The organism is Klebsiella sp. 2019SCSN059 (assembly GCF_021739525.1).
Classification (GTDB): domain Bacteria; phylum Pseudomonadota; class Gammaproteobacteria; order Enterobacterales; family Enterobacteriaceae; genus Klebsiella; species Klebsiella quasipneumoniae.
Genome location: NZ_JAKKOM010000004.1, coordinates 208,143 through 226,126, shown reverse-complemented (window position 1 = coordinate 226,126; position 17,984 = coordinate 208,143). Strand labels below are relative to the sequence as shown.

Annotated in this window: 13 protein-coding genes and 1 pseudogene; 11 read left to right on the top strand and 3 right to left on the bottom strand. The window is 51.8% G+C overall.

The features are described 5' to 3' along the window. Nucleotides 1-13 precede the first annotated feature (13 nt). The 8 genes from L2I46_RS07345 (at nt 14) to L2I46_RS07310 (ending at nt 11,216) form a co-directional block, all read left to right on the top strand. Nucleotides 14-427: a hypothetical protein gene (locus tag L2I46_RS07345; protein ID WP_032441522.1), complete on the top strand. Its 414-nt coding sequence runs from the start codon at nt 14-16 to the stop codon at nt 425-427. A 96-nt stretch (nt 428-523) separates the two neighbouring features. Beyond that, nucleotides 524-4,102: a phage tail tape measure protein gene (locus L2I46_RS07340; protein ID WP_236947694.1), complete on the top strand. Its 3,579-nt coding sequence runs from the start codon at nt 524-526 to the stop codon at nt 4,100-4,102. 21 nt (nt 4,103-4,123) lie between these two features. Then, a complete protein-coding gene (locus tag L2I46_RS07335; protein ID WP_004177132.1) occupies nt 4,124-4,597 on the top strand; it encodes a hypothetical protein in 474 nt (157 codons plus the stop codon). Next, entirely contained in the window at nt 4,584-5,060 is a 477-nt protein-coding gene (locus L2I46_RS07330; protein WP_080936559.1) for a DUF1833 family protein, read from the top strand. The genes L2I46_RS07335 and L2I46_RS07330 overlap by 14 nt, the downstream gene beginning before the upstream one ends. A 12-nt stretch (nt 5,061-5,072) precedes the next feature. Then, a complete protein-coding gene (locus tag L2I46_RS07325) occupies nt 5,073-5,453 on the top strand; it encodes a nitrite transporter (protein ID WP_032441525.1) in 381 nt (126 codons plus the stop codon). Next, complete coding sequence (locus tag L2I46_RS07320; RefSeq protein WP_080936558.1) at nt 5,450-8,527, top strand: host specificity factor TipJ family phage tail protein; 3,078 nt, start codon at nt 5,450-5,452, stop codon at nt 8,525-8,527. Before L2I46_RS07325 ends, L2I46_RS07320 begins: the two co-directional genes overlap by 4 nt. Before the next feature lie 75 nt (nt 8,528-8,602). Beyond that, nucleotides 8,603-10,447, top strand: a complete 1,845-nt coding sequence (locus L2I46_RS07315; protein WP_236947692.1) for an SGNH/GDSL hydrolase family protein — start codon at nt 8,603-8,605, stop codon at nt 10,445-10,447. Between the two features lie 13 nt (nt 10,448-10,460). After that, nucleotides 10,461-11,216 (top strand): hypothetical protein, encoded by a 756-nt coding sequence (locus L2I46_RS07310; RefSeq protein ID WP_236947690.1) that lies wholly within the window; start codon nt 10,461-10,463, stop codon nt 11,214-11,216. Nucleotides 11,217-14,311: 3,095 nt separating this feature from the next. On the opposite strand, the pseudogene L2I46_RS07305 reads toward L2I46_RS07310, so the two are convergent. Beyond that, nucleotides 14,312-14,692, bottom strand: a pseudogene (locus L2I46_RS07305) (hypothetical protein); the annotation flags it as partial. 91 nt (nt 14,693-14,783) lie between these two features. Between L2I46_RS07305 and L2I46_RS07300 the strand changes: the two are divergent. The 3 genes from L2I46_RS07300 (at nt 14,784) to L2I46_RS07290 (ending at nt 16,660) form a co-directional block, all read left to right on the top strand. Then, nucleotides 14,784-15,332: a recombinase family protein gene (locus L2I46_RS07300; RefSeq protein WP_100098023.1), complete on the top strand. Its 549-nt coding sequence runs from the start codon at nt 14,784-14,786 to the stop codon at nt 15,330-15,332. A 77-nt stretch (nt 15,333-15,409) separates the two neighbouring features. Then, nucleotides 15,410-15,832, top strand: coding sequence for a hypothetical protein (locus L2I46_RS07295; protein ID WP_004892499.1), 423 nt, complete (start codon nt 15,410-15,412; stop codon nt 15,830-15,832). A gap of 546 nt (nt 15,833-16,378) precedes the next feature. Continuing rightward, on the top strand, nt 16,379-16,660 hold the full coding sequence (locus tag L2I46_RS07290) for a hypothetical protein (RefSeq protein WP_116955443.1): 282 nt from the start codon (nt 16,379-16,381) through the stop codon (nt 16,658-16,660). Here the strand turns inward: L2I46_RS07290 and L2I46_RS29720 are convergent. Together L2I46_RS29720 and L2I46_RS07285 are read right to left on the bottom strand one after the other, a co-directional pair. After that, nucleotides 16,620-16,724, bottom strand: a complete 105-nt coding sequence (locus tag L2I46_RS29720; protein ID WP_349815103.1) for a YnaM/YnfT family protein — start codon at nt 16,722-16,724, stop codon at nt 16,620-16,622. The genes L2I46_RS07290 and L2I46_RS29720 overlap by 41 nt on opposite strands. 146 nt (nt 16,725-16,870) lie before the next feature. Next, nucleotides 16,871-17,971 (bottom strand): tyrosine-type recombinase/integrase, encoded by a 1,101-nt coding sequence (locus L2I46_RS07285; RefSeq protein ID WP_236947688.1) that lies wholly within the window; start codon nt 17,969-17,971, stop codon nt 16,871-16,873. Nucleotides 17,972-17,984 lie beyond the last annotated feature (13 nt).

Here is a 17,984-nt window from a genome sequence, read left to right as displayed (position 1 = left end):
GGGAACTTATCTAATGAAAAAAATTTTTACGGTGTTATTTGGCGCATATCTACTTACTGGTTGCGCCACTATAGTTGGTGATGATACGCAGCTCGTTCAAGTCAATAGTGATCCTGCAGGGGCTGACTTCCAAATCAAGGATGATGCAGGGCGAGTCGTTGCGCAGGGCAAAACACCTCAAGGCGTTACTCTGGCAAAATCTGATGGGAGTTATTTTGGTAAAAAGAACTATCAGGTAACACTATCCAAGGATGGTTATTCAGCAGTTACACTACCTATTAAAGCTAGCGCCAATGGTTGGTACATTGGTGGAAATATCGTGTTTGGTGGATTAATTGGATGGTTGGCAGTTGATCCTTTCAATGGCGGAATGTATACGCTGAAGCCTAAAGAAACAAATGCTATTCTTGCACCTCAAGCTAAATAAGTTAAAGGTGTATTAAGGCTCACTTAACTCAGCAAAACACTTATACGAATTTTTATAAACCGCTTCGGCGGTTTTTTTTCGTCTGTGGGGAAAGAAATGGCAACCTTACGTGAGCTTATTATAAAGGTTTCTGCAAACTCTCAGTCTTTCCAGACCGAGATTTCCCGCGCATCACGCATGGGGTCTGACTATTATAAGACAATGCAGAATGGTGGCCGTCAGGCCGCAATCGCAGCAAAGGAAAGCCAAAAGGCACTTTCCGAGTTAACGGATGGATTTGCTTCTGCTGGTCGGGCCGCTACGGCAGCAGCAGCTGCATTTGCTACTGGTAAATTAGTTCAAATTGCTGACCAGTGGAACTCCGTAAACGCAAGACTTAAACAGGCTTCGGTTTCCTCAAACGATTTCACTTTATCTCAGACTCGTTTAATGGCGATTAGCCAGAGTACGGGTACTGCTTTTACTGATAACGCTAATTTATTTTCACGCGCTGCAGCATCAATGCGTGAATTTGGCTACAGCTCAGATGAAGTACTCAAAATCACCGAAGCGGTATCAACAGGACTAAAGCTATCTGGTGCAAGCACAGAAGAAGCCGGTTCTGTTATTACCCAGTTTAGCCAGGCGCTTGCTCAAGGTGTTTTGCGTGGCGAAGAGTTTAACGCGGTTAACGAAGCTGGGGATCGTGTCATCCGTGCCCTGGCTGCTGGTATGGGGGTTGCCCGAAAAGATCTTAAAGCGATGGCTGACCAGGGGCAACTCACGATTGATAAAGTCGTACCAGCATTAATCAGCCAGTTAGGTGTGTTACAGGGGGAGTTTTCCTCGTTACCGCCGACAGTGTCCGGCTCAATGCAAAAAGTCACTAACTCGTTTATGGCATGGGTCGGTGGGGTAAACCAGGCGACTGGTGCAACAGACGCACTTTCTGGCGGTCTTGATGGGCTGGCAGGTACGCTGGATTCTCTTACATCTTCTGCTGTCAGCGGGGCCCTCAGTGACGTAGCAGATAATATGTCACTGGTTACCACAGCTGCAGGTGGTCTGGTTGGGATTGGATTAGCACGGTATCTTGGCGGGATTGTTACCAGCGCAAGTAGTGCTACTGGCGCACTTATCTCAGCGGCAAAATCTGAGGTAGCTCTTGCAGTCGCTCAGGAAAAAGCCGCGCAATCTTCTGTTGCTGCTTCCCGCGCCGCCGTTTATCGCGCCCAGCAAGCACTTCAGAGTGCTAAAAGTGCAGATGTTCAGGCTGCACAACAGGAGAGGGTTGCAGCCGCAGAAGCAAGGGTTACCGCGGCACAGGGTCGATTGACTACAGCTCTCGCCACCGGGACAGCTGCAGAAAAAGTACGAGCACGAACAGCTCTGGAGCGGGCTCAGGCTGGGCTTGTGGCTGCAAAAAATGCCGACGCACAGGCTATTGCAGAAAGAAAATTGGCTGCGGCTCAGTCCGCTCTTGGTCGTAATATTGCAGGTCGGGTCTCTGCCCAAAATAACCTTAACAGCGTTACCTCTGTCGGCACCCGGTTGATGAGCGGCGCCCTTGGCCTGATCGGTGGTATACCAGGGTTAGTTATGCTGGGGGCTGGTGCATGGTACGCTGTTTATCAGAATCAGGAACAGGCCCGTAAATCAGCTCAGGAGTATGCCAGCCAAATAGATCAAATCAGAGAAAAAACCTCCTCAATGACCCTACCTGAGGTCGATAGTAATCGCAGATTATCGGTTGAGGCGATGCAGGAACAAAAGCGCCTAATCGAAGAACAAGAAAGGAGCGTTAAAAGTCTTAACGGACAAATAAAGGATTTAAATGAAAGTAGAAGCAAGCCAGGTATTACTCAAGAAAATGATTTGAATATTACAAAGGCTATCGCAATTCTTACCGAACAGGTTGTCGTAGAAGAAGACAAACTACGTCAGATGCGAGAAAAGGCAAGTGATATACTAAAGGCACAGGAGGAACAAGAAAGAAGAAGAAACGATCTTATAAAAGAAAGAGCATGGCGGCAAAATTCTGAATACCAGAACCTTGTAATGATGACTGGTAAGTATTCCGAAGTTAACCGTTTACTTGGATTGGGGAATCAGCTTTTAATGGAACGGCAGGGCTTGGTTAATGTTCCAATGCGAATGCCTCAGGCTGATTTAACATCACAGCAAGCCAATGCTCTGGAAAAAAGCCGTCAGGACCTTGAACTATCAAAGCTTAAAGGAGAAGCAAGGGAGAGAGCACGGTTAGGTTATGCCGCTGACGAATTGGGGCTTAAGGATGAACCTCAGTTTAAAACTAACCGCGATCTGTTTATTAATCAGGGGTTGGCGAAATGGCAAAACGATGAATCCAATAAACCCACCCGGAAAGCGCCAAAAAGCGAAGAGGTTAAAGCAGCTGAAAAGACAGAAGACGTTTACAAGCGCCTTATTAAACAGCAGCAGGAACAAATTGCCCTGGGAAGCCAGAATACCGAACTGGCTAAAATGAAATATCAGGTGACGCAGGGGGAGCTAGCCTCTCTTGAGCAAGCCAAAAAAGAAATAATCCTTCAAAATGCTGCACTAATCGATCAGAAAAACATTGCTGAACAGTTGCAAACGTTCCGTGATGGGCTGGCTGACAGTAATGCCGCTGCGCGTGACCGGGGGAATATAGATTTTCTTGGCGCCGGGATGGGAGATAAAGCCCGCGACCGCATGAAGGAAATGGCGGATATTCGCACTGACTTCCGTAAGCAGCAGGATGAGCTTCAGCGTGACTTTAACAAGAAGCAAATTTCTGAAGACCAGTACAAACAGCAAACGGAAGCGCTGCAGGCGGCGCTTGCTGAACGGTTAGCGATTCAGGAGGACTACTACAAAAAGACCGATGAACAGCAGTCAGACTGGCGCACGGGGATCAGCGATTCCCTGATGAACTATGCCGATCAGGCTTCTGATCTGAGTTCAATGGCTGCCACTGCAACCAGCGAGCTTCTGGATGCCACCACTAACTCTATCTCCAACAACCTGACAAACGTCCTGACAGGCGCTGCTTCTTTTAAAGATGGGATGTCTAATATTTTCTCTTCCCTGGGCGAAACGGTGATTAAGACGCTGATCCAGATGGCAACACAGGCGTTAATCACCAAAGCAATTATGGCGTCATTTGGCGGCGGAGCGGGTGGGTTGTTCGGTAGTCTTTTTGGCGGTGCCAGCGGTGCGGCAAGTAGTGGTACCGCTATTCAAAGCGCGGGAGCTAATTTTTCATTTAACGCTCTTGGAGGCGTTTACGATTCTCCGTCACTTTCTGCCTACAGCAATGGTGTTTACAGCACTCCCCAATATTTTGCGTTTGCGAAAGGGGCAGGTGTATTCGGGGAGGCTGGGCCGGAAGCCATCATGCCCCTTACCCGTGGCGCTGATGGTTCGCTGGGGGTCAGAGCTGTTGGGCGGGAATCACCGGCGGTACAGAACGCTGCGAAGCAGATCCAGGCACAGCCACGAATTGCTGTCAGCGTAGATGCCAGAAGTACGTTCACCGGTAAACCGGATGACATAACGATGCAGGCAATTGAGCGAAGGAATGACGCTCTGGAACAGCGGATAGTTAACACCTTAACCGCCGAAGTAAATAACCCCCAGAAGAAATTCGGTCGGGCTATTTATTCAAATCTCCAATCTAAAAAACCAAGATAGACCTGCCCGGAGGGAATATTCATGGCAGATATTTTCTACCCGGATGAATACCTGCCCATGCCGCTTATGGACGGGTACGGGTTTAAGCCCATATCACCTTTACTGCGAACTGAGATGACGTCCGGTCGCGCTCAACAACGAAGGCGATATACCTCAACACCCACCCAGGCATCAGTTAAATGGATTTTTAAAACTGATGCTCTGGCGCAGGTGTTTGAGGCGTTTTTCAGGGATGCGCTTAAAGATGGCCAGTCCTGGTTCTATCTGAAACTCCAGACTCCCATCGGGGTAAAGCCCTATAAAGCCAGGTTCGTGGATATTTACGAAGGGCCGACGCTGGTCGCGCCAAAATACTGGCAGTACAGCGCAACGCTGGAATTATGGGAACGCCCGTTACCGCCTTCTGGCTGGGGGAATTACCCGGAATGGCTGGCTGGCCAGTCGTTACTGGATATTGCGCTAAACAGAGAGTGGCCGAAGCATGACAATTCTTGAGCGACTATATGCCAGCAGCGGATCGGAGGTTATTCACGATACGCTGCAGATATCAGCAGGCGATGATAACTACTGGCTAACCAGTGGCTGGGATGACGTTTCAGTGACGCTGGAAAATGGTCAGCCGGTGACGTTTGATGCCAGCGCGATAGATATCGCCTTACCAGCCAGGAACGCCGATGGGACACAGGATTTAAAGTTTGCTATCAGCAATATTGACGGACGGGTTTCAGAGGCGATCGATAAAATTCTGGATGAAATGAAATCAGCCACGCTGACATTCCGGCGGTACATTTCATCCGATCTGTCTGCTCCGGCATCATCACCGTATACGCTCGATATCAAATCCGGCTCCTGGACGCCGACAGCAGTTCAGGTCATGGCAGGCTATATGAATGTCCTCAAAACAGCCTGGCCCCGTAAACGTTACAACCTCGCCGAGCATCCGGGCTTACGTTACTAACCTGAGGCAAATATGTTTAATCCTGATAAATACCGTTCTGTTAAATGGCAGAAGGGCGGTAGAGCCTACCCGCTACTCGACTGCTTCGGCATTGTGAATGAAATACGCAGCGACCTTGGGCTACCTGAATGGCCGGATTTTGCAGGTGTGACCAAAGACGGCGGGGGCCTCGACCGGGAAGCGAGAAAGCTGATGCTTTCGCTGAAACGTTGTGCCCCGTGTGAAGGCGCCGGAGTTGCTTGCTATTCGGGTTCAACGGTTTCCCATGTTGGGATTGTTGTGATGCTCGATAACCAGCTGCAGGTCGCGGAATGTAATCCAGGCTCGGGGGTTACGTTTCTGCCACTGTCGCGATTTATCCGTCGCTTTAACCGCGTGGAGTTCTGGCAATGACGATAAAGTTTTACCCGTCCCGGCTACCGGGTGAACCCCTTGAAACGCACGAGCATGGTGTGCTGACGCTGCATGAGTGGATGAGCAGAAATGTCCCGAGCTATTCACAGGATAAAACTCATCCTGTCGTGATCGAGCTGAACGGCCAGGCAGTCCCCCCGGCGGAATGGCCGTTATGTTTGTTGCGGCCAGACAGCGATGTGCGGATATATCCCATTCCGTATGGCACGGGTCTTGAAATTGCCGCGTGGGTTTCGGTGGCCGTATCCATTGCGTCTACGGCCTATGCATTATTCTTTGCCCCTAAACCAGAGCTGGGCGGCTTTTCATCCAGTAACGCTTCATCGCTGGATCTGAATCCGGCAAAAGCCAACACAGCGAAGCTTGGCGATCCCGTTAGGGAGGCTTTCGGGCGAAACCGGATCTACCCGGATTACCTGGTACAGCCGGTAACGCGATTCGACCCCGCTGATCCAACCAGAATGACGGTCGAAATGTTTGTCTGCCTTGGATATGGGCGTTTCTCCTATACCGGTGGGGATTTTCGGGTAGGAGAAACTCCGGCGCTGACCTTAGGCGAGGGCTTTTCATATACCAGCTATGGGCCTGGCGATAATGTGGCCGGGGATCGTCGCAGTGAGATATGGTTCAACTCAACGGAAGTTGGGGGAACGTCGAGCGGCAGCGGCCTCGATATGGCTCAGACTGCCCCTGAAGCCAGTGATATCGTTGCTGATGCCATGACCGTCAGCGGTGCCTCTGTCTCGTTTTCTGGCCTCGATGTCGATGATGATAATGATGAAGACGAGGATGAGAACAAACTTCCTCCTGGCTGGATCGCCGGTGCAATTGTCACCCTGAAAGCGCCAGTGAATTATCAGGTATCCATCGAGGGCGGTTTTAACGTGCTGACAGGAGACGTCGTGTCAGAGATTGCGCCATTCAGCGGAATGCCTGTCACCCTAACGTTTAACGGTACTGACTATGATCTCCAGATCGCGACGTATACCCCTCACCAGGACGCCATTCCGGGAACAGGTGGAGCGACTGCGGTATTACGCGCCAGTGCGTCGCCGTCAACGTATGACTTTACGACAACCAGCCAGACCTTTGCTCTGACCTGGCAGGGTATCACCTATACCATATCTCTGGTCGCCAACTACGGCACAATGTCTGGCTTGCTCGCAGCGATTAATGGCGGGTTGAATGGTTCGGGGCTCATTGCTCAGGATGATGGCGGCGTGATACGTATCGTCGAGATCTCCAGCCCCTGGCGTGGCGGTTCCATTACATCATCATTCCTGCCTGCGTCAGTATTTGGCGACAGCCCGGTATTTACAGCTGGTACAGCCTCCAGCGGCGGAAGCCCTGCGGTAACAGCCAGCGTCACGCTGGCTTACGATTCTGGCACCGCCTTTTCAGGACTGCCGGAAGGTTCTCAGCGGATTTCCCTGGCGCACCGTGGCAACGAATACCAGATAGCGTCTACTGATGGTCCCTCTGCGACCGTACAGCGTGTGGTTAACGGTGTCGTTGACAGCACGTGGTCAGGCTTTATGACCCGTACCGTCGTGGATTTTGCCGCGTCTGGTATTAACGATAATGAAACCTGGCTAGGCCCTTTTCTGGCCTGTCCGCAAAATGAAGTTGTGGACGCCTTCGAGGTCAACTTTGCTTTCCCAAACGGAATTTGTGGGTTCCAGAACAACGGGAATAAGCGGGTCCGCCATGTCGAGTATGAAATCCAGTATCGCGTTTATGGTTCCGGATCAGGGTGGACGAGTAAGCCAGGTGTTTACGCGCTTAAAAACATTAATGGCCTCGGTTTTACAGAGCGTTTTGATCTGTCCTCTCCCGGGCTGGTGGAGGTTCGATGCCGCCGCCGTAACGAGCAGGGGAGCAATAACGCGAGAGACAGCATGTTCTGGCAGGCGCTCAGAGGTCGTTTGCTTTCCCGTCCAACCTCCTACGCAGGGATATCAACAATAGGGATCACGGTTGAAACCGGCGGCCAGCTGGCGGCGCAGTCAGACAAGCGTGTGAGTGTTGTCGCCACGCGAAACTATGATGGCGGAGGTGACAGGACAATCAGCGGTGCGTTCCTGCATCTTGCCCGCAGTCTGGGATATCGCGACGACCAGATCGACATTGCGGCGCTCAGTACGCTGGAGGATACCTACTGGACGCCAAGGGGAGAATATTTTGATCACCAGGCAAGCAGTGACAGCACGTCAGCAAAGGATATTTTCGACAAAATAGCCGAGGCTGGCATGGGATATTTTCTGCTATCTGACGGGTTGCTTTCTGTCGGGAGAGAGGGCGTCAAAAGCTGGACAGGGATCATTACACCTCAGGATACCGTCGAGGAAATGCAGACGTCATTCAGGGTCCCGTCGGAGGATGATTTTGATGGCGTGGATGTGAAATATATCAACCCTGTGACCTGGGCGGAGGAAACCGTACAGTGCCGGACGCCGGAAAATCCTTTTCCGCGCAAAACGGAGGCATACACCATTGATGTTGCCATGACTGCAGATCGCGCCTGGCGTATCGGGATGCGTCGGTTAATGAAATATCTCCACCAACGCCGAACGTATACGGCTACGACTTCAATGCTGGGATGGTGTCATGACTTCGGTGATCACATCATTTTGTCCGATGACATCCCAACCGGGAAAACCCAAAGTTGCCTGATTGACGCGATGATTTACGACTTCCAGGAAATTACGCTGCACGTCACGGAGCCACTGGACTGGAGCTACGTGAATCCTCGCTGCTGGATACAGTTTCAGGACGGTCGACCATCATCGCGAATGCTCACGCCGCAACGGGTAGATGATTTCACGCTGACGGTGCCGTACAACGACGACCTGCATCCCGGCGACTGGATTATGGACGACCCAGATATTGATCTACCGAAGTTATTATTCTGCGACAGTGAAAAGGGTGCGCGGCATGGGATAGTCCAGGAGGTTGCCCCATCAGGTGACAGCAACTGTCAGATTACTGCACCTGAATATAAAGAAATTTTCTACCAGTACGACGACGCCACATACCCCGGCGACGTCGCCTAAAACCACAAATTCCCCTAATTAACTCTTTTCGCTCAAACCCTCGTTTGGGCGAACGCCTTTTTTGGAGCAAAAAACATGGCCGAACTTAACCCGCCACTGGGCACGACGACGCCGGAAATATTCATGGACAACGTTAAGCGCGCTGACGAGCTGGTTAACGGTCCAGCTGGGACGGTTAACGACCGCGGTGGTGAACCCCTCGATACATGGCGCCAGATGATGGCGAAAAACGATGAAGTCAGGCAGAACATCATTCCACTCGGTAAGCAGTACCAGACGCTGGCGGCGGCGCAGGCAGATGTCGCGAATATCCCGGAGGGCTCCACAACCTTCGTACGTAGTATTGACGATGCCTTTCTGGCTATCGAATACAGGAATGTAGACGGGACGTTGACGGCAACAGGCCGAACAATGGACGCAGGCGGCAATATCCGGCAGGCACCACTATCTGTCAACCTTGTCGAATTTACTGATCCGCTGGGTTTTTCTCATTCGCGTATTCGTGCCGATGGCGGTTTCGAAACACCGATGTCGTTACTGGATGAAGATGAAATATCCTCCGGCAATCTCTCTCTTGTTCACGATCCGCATTTTGATGGTGGAAAGTTAATGCTGTCTGATGAGCTGGGGTTTTCCGTTCCGGCGACAGAAGACAGTGAAAACGGTAATGTCGATCCCGGTGAGGTCACGGTTGATTTGCCTCCGCAAACAGCTGCATATGCTCTGCTGTCAAAAATGCGGGCTGCGCTGGAAGATGTCTGCATCATCATTAATTCCGATTCCACCGGCATTACTCAGGATACCGATCCGGTTAACGGTGTATTCAAAAAATGGACCCGTAAGCTGGCGGAGTTCCTGGCCGGGAACTATCCAGCCTATACCGTTAATTATTATTCCTGGATTTCCGGTGCCTACAGCAGCCCGGAGACAATTCAGGTCGGCACTGCGGGGAAAACCCTGCATTTTTACAACGCAGCGGTCGCCGGTACGCAACCGCTTTATCTGATGGGACAGTATTTTGAGACCGCGTACGTGCCTCGGCAGGCCGACCTGATTATTTTCAACCACGGGCACAACACAGATAACAATGTGCCAGCCAGCACCCACATGGGGATGGATTTAGCCATTCTCTACACCATGCTGCAACGACACCCCAATGCCGGGGCGATAATAGTTTCGCAAAATCCGCTGAGGGACAGCGATAACGGGACTGTCCGGAGCAACGGTGCGCGTCAGGCTGCAATCACGGCAGGCTTCAGTCTGGTTGACGTATTCCAGTTGTTCCAGAACGCGGGCAAACCATCAGCCTGGTATATGGACAATATTCATCCGAATGCTACCGGTGACGCGAAAATTTTCGACCTGGTTAAAAATCTGTTCGTCTGGCCAGCCAGTCCTTCCCGGTTTATTCCAGGACTGGCAGCAGGAACCAGCTTACTCACGAATGGTGATTTCACCACCTGGTCAGAAGGACTGAATGCGCCTGACGGCTGGACGCTTACAGGATGTACGGCAGAGCGGGACTTCTCAAACGTGGAAAGTGGAGCGTATGGTTTACGCCTCACCCAGACCGATACTGTCGAAACTTACGCCGCCACGACATTACCTGCCGCCCTTGTGAAACGCCTGCGTGGAAAAACCGTTGTACTGGCGGCCAGGGTATTTGTTCCGTCAACATCAACCCGGGGTAACTGTGGAACAGTCCAGATACCTGAGATTTCAAACAACCGGCCCTATGGTACCCCGAGTGGGGGACGTGGTGGTTTTATCTGGAAAGCCACCGTTATTACCGTACCTACAACGGCAACGGCCCTCACGGTTCGGGCAGTACTGGATACAGCAGGCGGAGCTGCGGGTAACTGGTGCACCTTCGACCGGCTGACGCTTACTGCCGGGACTATCCCGCAGGATTTTTATTAACCGGAGAGTAAATATGGCAACCCGAATTATTAACAGAAATGCCAGCCTGTGGGCTTCACCTAAAGCGAAACTGTCCGTTCCTTTCGCTGGTCCCTGGGAGGGGTTCTTTTCATTTGGTATTGATGCAGCGACATCTGTTCGCAACCTGATTGAGGACAAACCGGCGCTCTCCGTCATTGGCAGTCCGTTATATGGTGGAAACTACATTGAGCTGACGGGTGCACAGGTGGCATACCTGGCGACGTCAATAAAAAACACAGAGGATATGACCATTGTCGCCTCGGTAATGCCGATGAATGATGCCAGCTCCGCTGTCGTCTCTAACTATCAGTCGCAGCGCGCCGATGGTACTGGTCTGTGCATTGGTACTCAGCTGGGGTTTGATATCAACACACCCGCAGACGGAAACGTTCAGGCCACTTTTAACCATGGTGTACTGGTAAACGGTATTTCGACTGTCGCGAGAGCAAATACTCCTGATGCGCCCATTAACACATGGAGTCTGATTAGCGGGAGGGTAAAAAATTCAGCTCGTACCAGAACGGTAAATAACCTGACGACGGGAACAACCGGGGTGAACGGCCCGGCACTGAATCCAGCGGATTTGGGAGATTTCCTGCGTATAGGATCGGCGTATAACAGCCAGTTTGGTGGGGTGGTAAGAGTTTGCGAGGTCGCAATCCTGAGCGGGTATCTGGCTGACGCCGATTTTGCATTACTGGTACAGCTGATGCGCGTCAGTGCGGCAAAAAAAGGGATTGTGGTATAGATCTAACAAAAAATCCCCGGCAAAGAGCCGGGGAAAGCGATGAATGACATTATTGCTGTGTGCGTCTTTGCGCACCGCGTATCTTCTAAGAAAATTCCTGGTGTTTCCAGATATTTCTTCTTATTTCAGACTGTGTACTAACCCTGGTTGTAAAAAAGCCACAAATCAGACAACGTTGACGCCACAAAACTGATCTCTGACAGCGTGTCTCCCGCAGCATTCGTGCCGTCGAATCCAAAGAACCGTTTAGGGAAACCCGGCTTCGGCCCGTACTGCGTTTTCAGTTTATCCAGCAAACTGCCTGCTGCCGATAACGCTGATGGCCGGTCTGAAAAAAGCAGCGGCAGCAGCGCAAAGGTGATGGTACTGGCAGCACCCCGGCGGCTTTCGGAAATGCAAAAATCCACTTCCTTAAACGCCCCCATTCCGCTGGTTGCTGACAGAATGAAATTGACCAGGTCAAAGGCCGGGGTACGGTTCAGCAGTCTGCAGGCTAACAGATAGTTGTTAACGGCGTAGCTGGCGTAGTGCAGGTACATCGCCCGGCTCGGGTATTCCGTCGCTGCATCCTGCAGAATTCCTTCCGCCTTCATAAACTGGTTACGGTCCGTCAGCAGCGCCTCAACAGCATTAAAGGCTGTCAGGTAATGCCCGCTGCTGTCCTGCCCTGTGTAAATACCCAGCGCCAGCGCCCGCAGTCCCGTGGCATTGGCATTGCTGGCACCAACCCCGGTGGCTGTGCCAGCAATCTGAATACCGCCGTTGGCTGCCCAGTACGTATAGACGGCATCCGCCAGGCTTTTTATCCCCGCCTTCAGCTCGGTGATTTTGGCCGGGTCCCCCGCCTTCACCGCCATTTTGTAGAGCCACTCGTAACAGGGAATGCTCAGACGCGACTGAAACTGCAGCCCCCACCACCCGCCGGTATACGCGGCCCCCGGATTGATGATGGAGCCCTTATCCAGCGCCATGTAGTTTTTAAAGGTGGTGTACACCGTATCCAGATCACCGGTGCCATAACGGGCCAGCAGGAAAATGTCCGCCGGTACACAATAAAATGCCGGATATTCCAGTTTACCTTCACCGTTGATGAATGGCATGCCACCGCCATATGGGCGGGCGTCTTCCGATTTCCACCACTCCACTGAACCGCGAATATGGCAGGCCATTTTTTCCAGCAACTCCTGACGGATAACGCCGGCATACCCACAGTCTCCCGCGAATCCCACAGGCCGGTTAAGTGCCTGGCTGTTAATGAGGGCGTTCGTGGCATTCGACGCCGCCGCTGTTACACTGTTATCGCAGTCAATCCACAGCTCATGTGTCCAGGTCCAGCCTTTTTTCACCGGCCAGTTCAGGAACGAATAATCGGTAATATTCGATGAACCATACCGCCATCCGGCATCAATGCGGGTGTACGCTGCCCCGTCGGGTACCAGCGCCGTACCGCGAACCGGACGGTTTGGCCCGTAGGTTGGCCCGTCCCGGTGAACGTCGCCGTTTGCATAGACCAGCGCCGCCGTAAAGCGTTTCCCCGTGGTGGCATCGGTAAAGTAAGCCAGCGCACGGGAGGTGTCGTAGGTGTACACTCCGTCGTTAAGCAGGAGCCGGGAGTACACCCCGAACAGCACGCCGACGGGAATATCCTGCATCGCCGTATTCATGACGCGGACAGAAACCTTCCCGTTTCTGAACAGACGGTACCGGACTGTTGCCATCAGGGCGCCCTCTGCCAGCGTGTTTCCGGCCCGGTTACGTACCGTCATTTCCAGCTCGGTAAAGACCGGCCCCGTGTTCACCAGCCTGATGGATGCCCCCAGAATAAGCTGCTCATCCACCGCCACCCCGGCCACCACCTGGCTGTAATAGCAGCCGTGTGTAATGTTATGAACAATACCCGCCGGGTCGGTAATGCTGGTCAGGGCAAATCCCTGCTGGCGTAAAAAGGTGTATTTGTACCCGCTGACCGTCACGCTGTAACCGTCGGCAGTCTTCACCAGCTGCGGCCAGGAGCCAGAGGCCAGATCAGTCCGGCGACGGTTCCAGGCTTTCACCTCGTAATACTTCTGCGCACCACTGGACAGCGAATCCAGAATGAAAACAGACCCTGCCGCCAGGGAGCCATCCGCGTGATAGCTGATATTCGACTTTTGACGCGGGTTAACATGGATATCATCAGCAAACTGGGCATCAAACGTATTACCGTCAGTATCTGTCACCAGCAGGGCATCGGAATCCGGGACGTCACCGGGCGAGAAACTGACCCTGATTTCTACCGGATAATTAACGTACCCGGCTGAAAGGGTATTTTTGACGTCCGTACCTTTTCGCTGATAGTTACCCACCCGCACCGATCGCACCACTTTACGCCGCCAGACGGCATAACTTCCTGCCGGAAGGACAGCCAGACCGGATGTGGTGAAGCCTTCAGTGCTGACGGTATAGTCACCGGCAGGCAACAGGGCTTTGAAATAATCCTCAAACCCGGTCTGTGCGATAGTGGTATCGTACGCCGCATATCCGGCAAACAGGCAATCCGGAGCAATAGTTTTCAGGTAGTCTCCCACCGTGGCGGCAGTAAAGCCCGCAGCAGTCAGCTCTGCCAGGGTGACCACAAACTGAATGGCATTCGCAATTGCCGTACCCGAAATGGACTTCCTCGTCACCGACGTGACCAGTCCGGCCTGAGCGGGGGCGAATTTCCCGGTTAAGTCCAGCGCGATATAGTTTGAACCGGCCACCGGGACGCCGAAGCCAGCAGGCAGGTCATAGCGCACCCGGACCAGCGTTGCGGTGGTTTCCAGAATGCCCACATACTTCAGGTCCCGGAACCGGAAGAGGCGATAGGCTGACCAGAATTTTCCCTGAGCGTACTGCGTCTTTGTTCCCGGCAGTACAAAGGCCATCGCTTCAGAACCCGCTGAAGAAAATACCAGTCGACTGTAAACCGTGTTCACATCCGACGTTGTCGCCAGGGTTCGCAGTTCAATTACTGAATCTTCCGGCAGCATCAGCGCAGGGTCGTCCAGCAGCTTTAACCCTGTCAGATCCTGGTAGTCGCCATATTGTCGCTTAATACCTTCCCGGTCTGTCAGCGTCGCTGTATATGCCAGCCCCGCTTCAACCCCTTCCTGCGAGAGCATTTTCCGTCCCGTGGCCGTTAGTGTCCCTGCCACGTTCATATACTCTGTAGCCAGCGCGCTGCCATCCTGGCTGCGGACGTAGGTGGTGGCGTTCACAGGGATATTCGCGATATCCGCCTGGGCCGCTGCCAGCGTCGCATACTGCTTGCTGAGTGGGATCAGGTTCTGCCTGACCTCATCGTTTTTCGCCATCATTCCGCGCCAGGTATCCAGATCATCGCCAGCGCGATCCGGCTCAGTCAGCGCAGACCCATTGACCAGCTTATCCAGGCGCTCGGCATTATCGAGCAGCACAGCGGGAGACGTGCTCCCCAGCTCCGGGTTAAAGGCCATGTTTTTTTGCTCCAAAACGGTGTTCGCCCAAACGAGGGTTTGAGCGAAAGAGCGGAGCTTTTTACAATCAGCTATTTCAACGGGTTACAACATGCTGATTGGCTATGCACGGGTCTCTACAGGGGATCAAAACCTCGATTTGCAGAAAACAGCACTGTTTCGCGCAGAATGTGAACAGATATTTGAAGACACCGCGAGCGGGAAAAATGCCAGACGGCCGGGATTGAGGCGGGCCTTACGCAGGCTTAAGCCCGGCGATGTGCTGGTGGTCTGGAAGCTTGATCGGCTTGGCCGCAGCGTACGCGATCTGATTACGCTCGTGTCGGAGCTACAGGCGCGCGGGGTGAATTTCCGCAGCCTGACCGACAGCATCGATACCAGTACGCCAGCAGGCCGCTTTTTCTTCCACGTCATGAGCGCCCTGGCGGAAATGGAGCGCGAGCTGATCGTCGAGCGAACCAGAGCGGGTTTAGCCGCAGCGAGGGAGCAGGGGAGAGTCGGTGGCCGTCGCCGGGTAATGACTGAAGATGTGGTGGAGCAGTGCCGCAGAATGCTGGAGAACGGCGCTACCCGGCAGCAGGTGGCTGATGTGACAGGCGTGGACGTGAAAACAATCTACAAGTACCTCCCGGCGACTTGAAGACAAAGATTTCACTACTTTTCCTGATATGTTACGTTTGGCTTAATCAATTCATTCAGCTTTGAAAACAGTTTGGTTTGTTCGTGAACGGTAAGAAAACAATAAGTTTTGAACAATTTTTAACTATTAACAGCAATCTTGTTTCCATCTCAGATACATGGGCAGACTTGTGGGCGTTAATTTTTCACACAGGTTTAAGCGCTGGAAGGCTGCTGAGTATTCGATATGATGATATTGATGATGGCTTGATACTGATACGAAAACAGGGTCACCTGAAAGAGCTACGTGTTGAATCAACCCCTCCAGTGGAGGGGATCATTGCTCGTAGAAGAGAACGCTATCCAGAAGATGTTTTTTTATTTCAGAGCCATTCTAACCGTGTGAAGTACCAACGCCGGCCGGTCACTATAATTGCTTTCAACGCCGCTTTACGTCGCGCCGCTAGATCATTACCAGACGTTAACGTAAGCAGTAGTAGCGCGAGAAACATACCGGACTAACCGCCTGTCCAGTCGCGTGTGGCCGATGTGACAGGCGTGGGGGTGAAGACTATTTACAAATATTTGCCAGTACAATACGGCGATAAAAAATCCCCTTGAGCAGGCACACTCAAGGGGAAAATACTACATAACATCATTGCTGTGTGCGTCTTCGCACACCCCTATCTTCTAAGAAGGCGCCCAAAGCTTCCAGATATTTCTGGTCTGAGCAGTTAAAACATTGGATCGGCGGCCTATGTGATAGGAGGGGGTGAAGACGATTTATAAATATTTTCCAGCCGGTTAAGTTTGCTCACCTGCGAACCGTATGCAAGAGATCGCAGGTGAACAATTTGCTATGAAGGCATTGCCATAGCTGAAAAATTTTAACCTCGCATTGTTCGCAAAACCATCAAACAGCTAAGGGCTGATAACACTTTAAGACTTACCTTACTCGTTACATCAATATGTTACGGAAATGACATAAATTGATAGCCAGAACCTATATTGATTCTCCTCTCGGATAAAACTACTTTGTGCGCAACCAGTATTGACCAGGAGGCTACCATGCTCCAGCACAAAATCAGGGAGGCGTTCTGCGCCTCTATCTCTCGCAACCCGAAAGGGTATCAGTACCTACGCACCAGTGACTTTGTCAACTATCTGCGCCGGCGCGGCATCCACTTATCAGAGGTGGAAGCTAACTCCTGGACAGCGCGGGAACAAACGTATTTCGTCGATAAGACGCGTGACCATAGCGAAAACAGGCTGTGGATGATGGCAGGGATGGGGAGGGGCTCTGATGGTGCTAGTCAGGGTTGTTGGAGACTCCAATCCATAGTTTTATGACGCTTATGGTAAATAGTGCGAGGATGACAAATACAACGCTTGAGGTGATCAGAAGAGTAGTCATAGTGAGCCTTATTAATAGTGGTTATTATTCAGGCAGCTCATTTAGTGAATAGTTCAAAGTGTGTTGCACATAGGCCCACCCGGCAGCTAATGTATGCTGCTGCCGGGTGGGCGTGGGCTCAGGCAGGGGGAGCACCGCTTTTGATTCTACTCAATGTTTTTGCTTTTCTGCAACTTATCGAATTTCTCATGCAGCGTTTTCGGAAATAGCTCAGTGTAAACCTGCCACAATATATTGAGTGAACGATGTCCTGTGACCTGCGCTACCTCTTCAATACTGAATCCTGCTTCAAACAGACGGCTTGCCCCTTCGCGCCGTAGATCGTGATATCTCAGATCCTCAATCCCCAACTCGTCACGAACGCGCCGATACATGGCTGTTATACTTTTCGGATTGAACGGGAATACCCTGTCGTCAACACGAGGCTGCATCGTCAATATCCTCCAGGCATCACCAAGTAAGGGCACTAACATGTGGTTGCCGATTTTTTTCCTCGGGTCCTTCCTGTCTCTAACGATAACAGAACGCTGAATATCGTCCACATCCTCCCAGAGAAGACGACAAACCTCTCCAACCCTCATACATGTAAGTATGGAAAACATAAATATTTGATGTAATGGCGCCCCGGTGTATGCCGTTTCGGCCTTAACTTTAAGAACTTCATGCAACCGATCAACCTCGGTAGCGCTTGCGCGGCGACTACGTCGCTGTGAAGGACCTGTGATCCCCATATTTCTCAACCAAACTTTAGCGTCAGATAATTCGTTCAAATTAGCTGGGGCGCCAAAAAGTGGCTTGGCCGCTTCAAGCGCAACACTTAAATACGATACGTCCTGAGAGATAGTGGAAGGCGCAAGTCCTTGCGCTTTTCGGGTCTGGCAGTGCTCGATAATATGTTTTGCGGTCAAGTCCGTAAGTTTGATTTCTGCCAGAAAGGAACGGCCAAGCGTGCGGAGAGAGCTTCTTTTTGATGCACCGAGCGTTATGTTTGGATGGTTTTCATACTGAGTAAGCAGGTCACCAACAGTTATAACAGAGATCTCTTTCATCTCTTTTTCTGGCTCTGGGAGACCATGCTCTTCAATGTATGCTACACGTTTAGCCCCCCAGGACTTCGCAAGGGTGTTCTTGGAGAAGGTTTTGTTCTCCCGGTGGACGTACTTACCATTTTGTTTAACGGCTACAGTACAGCGATAACGGGCAGTTCCATCGCTGCGTAATCTTTTCTCTATGGTGAAGAAAGCCATATCCAAACCTTAA

Excerpts from the sequence above, each read along its gene's own strand:
- L2I46_RS07320 (WP_080936558.1), top strand. The coding sequence starts at position 5,450 with ATGACGATAAAGTTTTACCCGTCCCGGCTACCGGGTGAACCCCTTGAA.
- L2I46_RS07340 (WP_236947694.1), top strand. The coding sequence starts at position 524 with ATGGCAACCTTACGTGAGCTTATTATAAAGGTTTCTGCAAACTCTCAG.
- L2I46_RS07330 (WP_080936559.1), top strand. The coding sequence starts at position 4,584 with ATGACAATTCTTGAGCGACTATATGCCAGCAGCGGATCGGAGGTTATT.
- L2I46_RS07325 (WP_032441525.1), top strand. The coding sequence starts at position 5,073 with ATGTTTAATCCTGATAAATACCGTTCTGTTAAATGGCAGAAGGGCGGT.
- L2I46_RS07285 (WP_236947688.1), bottom strand. The coding sequence starts at position 17,971 with ATGGCTTTCTTCACCATAGAGAAAAGATTACGCAGCGATGGAACTGCC.
- L2I46_RS07310 (WP_236947690.1), top strand. The coding sequence starts at position 10,461 with ATGGCAACCCGAATTATTAACAGAAATGCCAGCCTGTGGGCTTCACCT.
- L2I46_RS29720 (WP_349815103.1), bottom strand. The coding sequence starts at position 16,724 with ATGACTACTCTTCTGATCACCTCAAGCGTTGTATTTGTCATCCTCGCA.
- L2I46_RS07345 (WP_032441522.1), top strand. The coding sequence starts at position 14 with ATGAAAAAAATTTTTACGGTGTTATTTGGCGCATATCTACTTACTGGT.
- L2I46_RS07315 (WP_236947692.1), top strand. The coding sequence starts at position 8,603 with ATGGCCGAACTTAACCCGCCACTGGGCACGACGACGCCGGAAATATTC.
- L2I46_RS07290 (WP_116955443.1), top strand. The coding sequence starts at position 16,379 with ATGCTCCAGCACAAAATCAGGGAGGCGTTCTGCGCCTCTATCTCTCGC.
- L2I46_RS07300 (WP_100098023.1), top strand. The coding sequence starts at position 14,784 with ATGCTGATTGGCTATGCACGGGTCTCTACAGGGGATCAAAACCTCGAT.
- L2I46_RS07335 (WP_004177132.1), top strand. The coding sequence starts at position 4,124 with ATGGCAGATATTTTCTACCCGGATGAATACCTGCCCATGCCGCTTATG.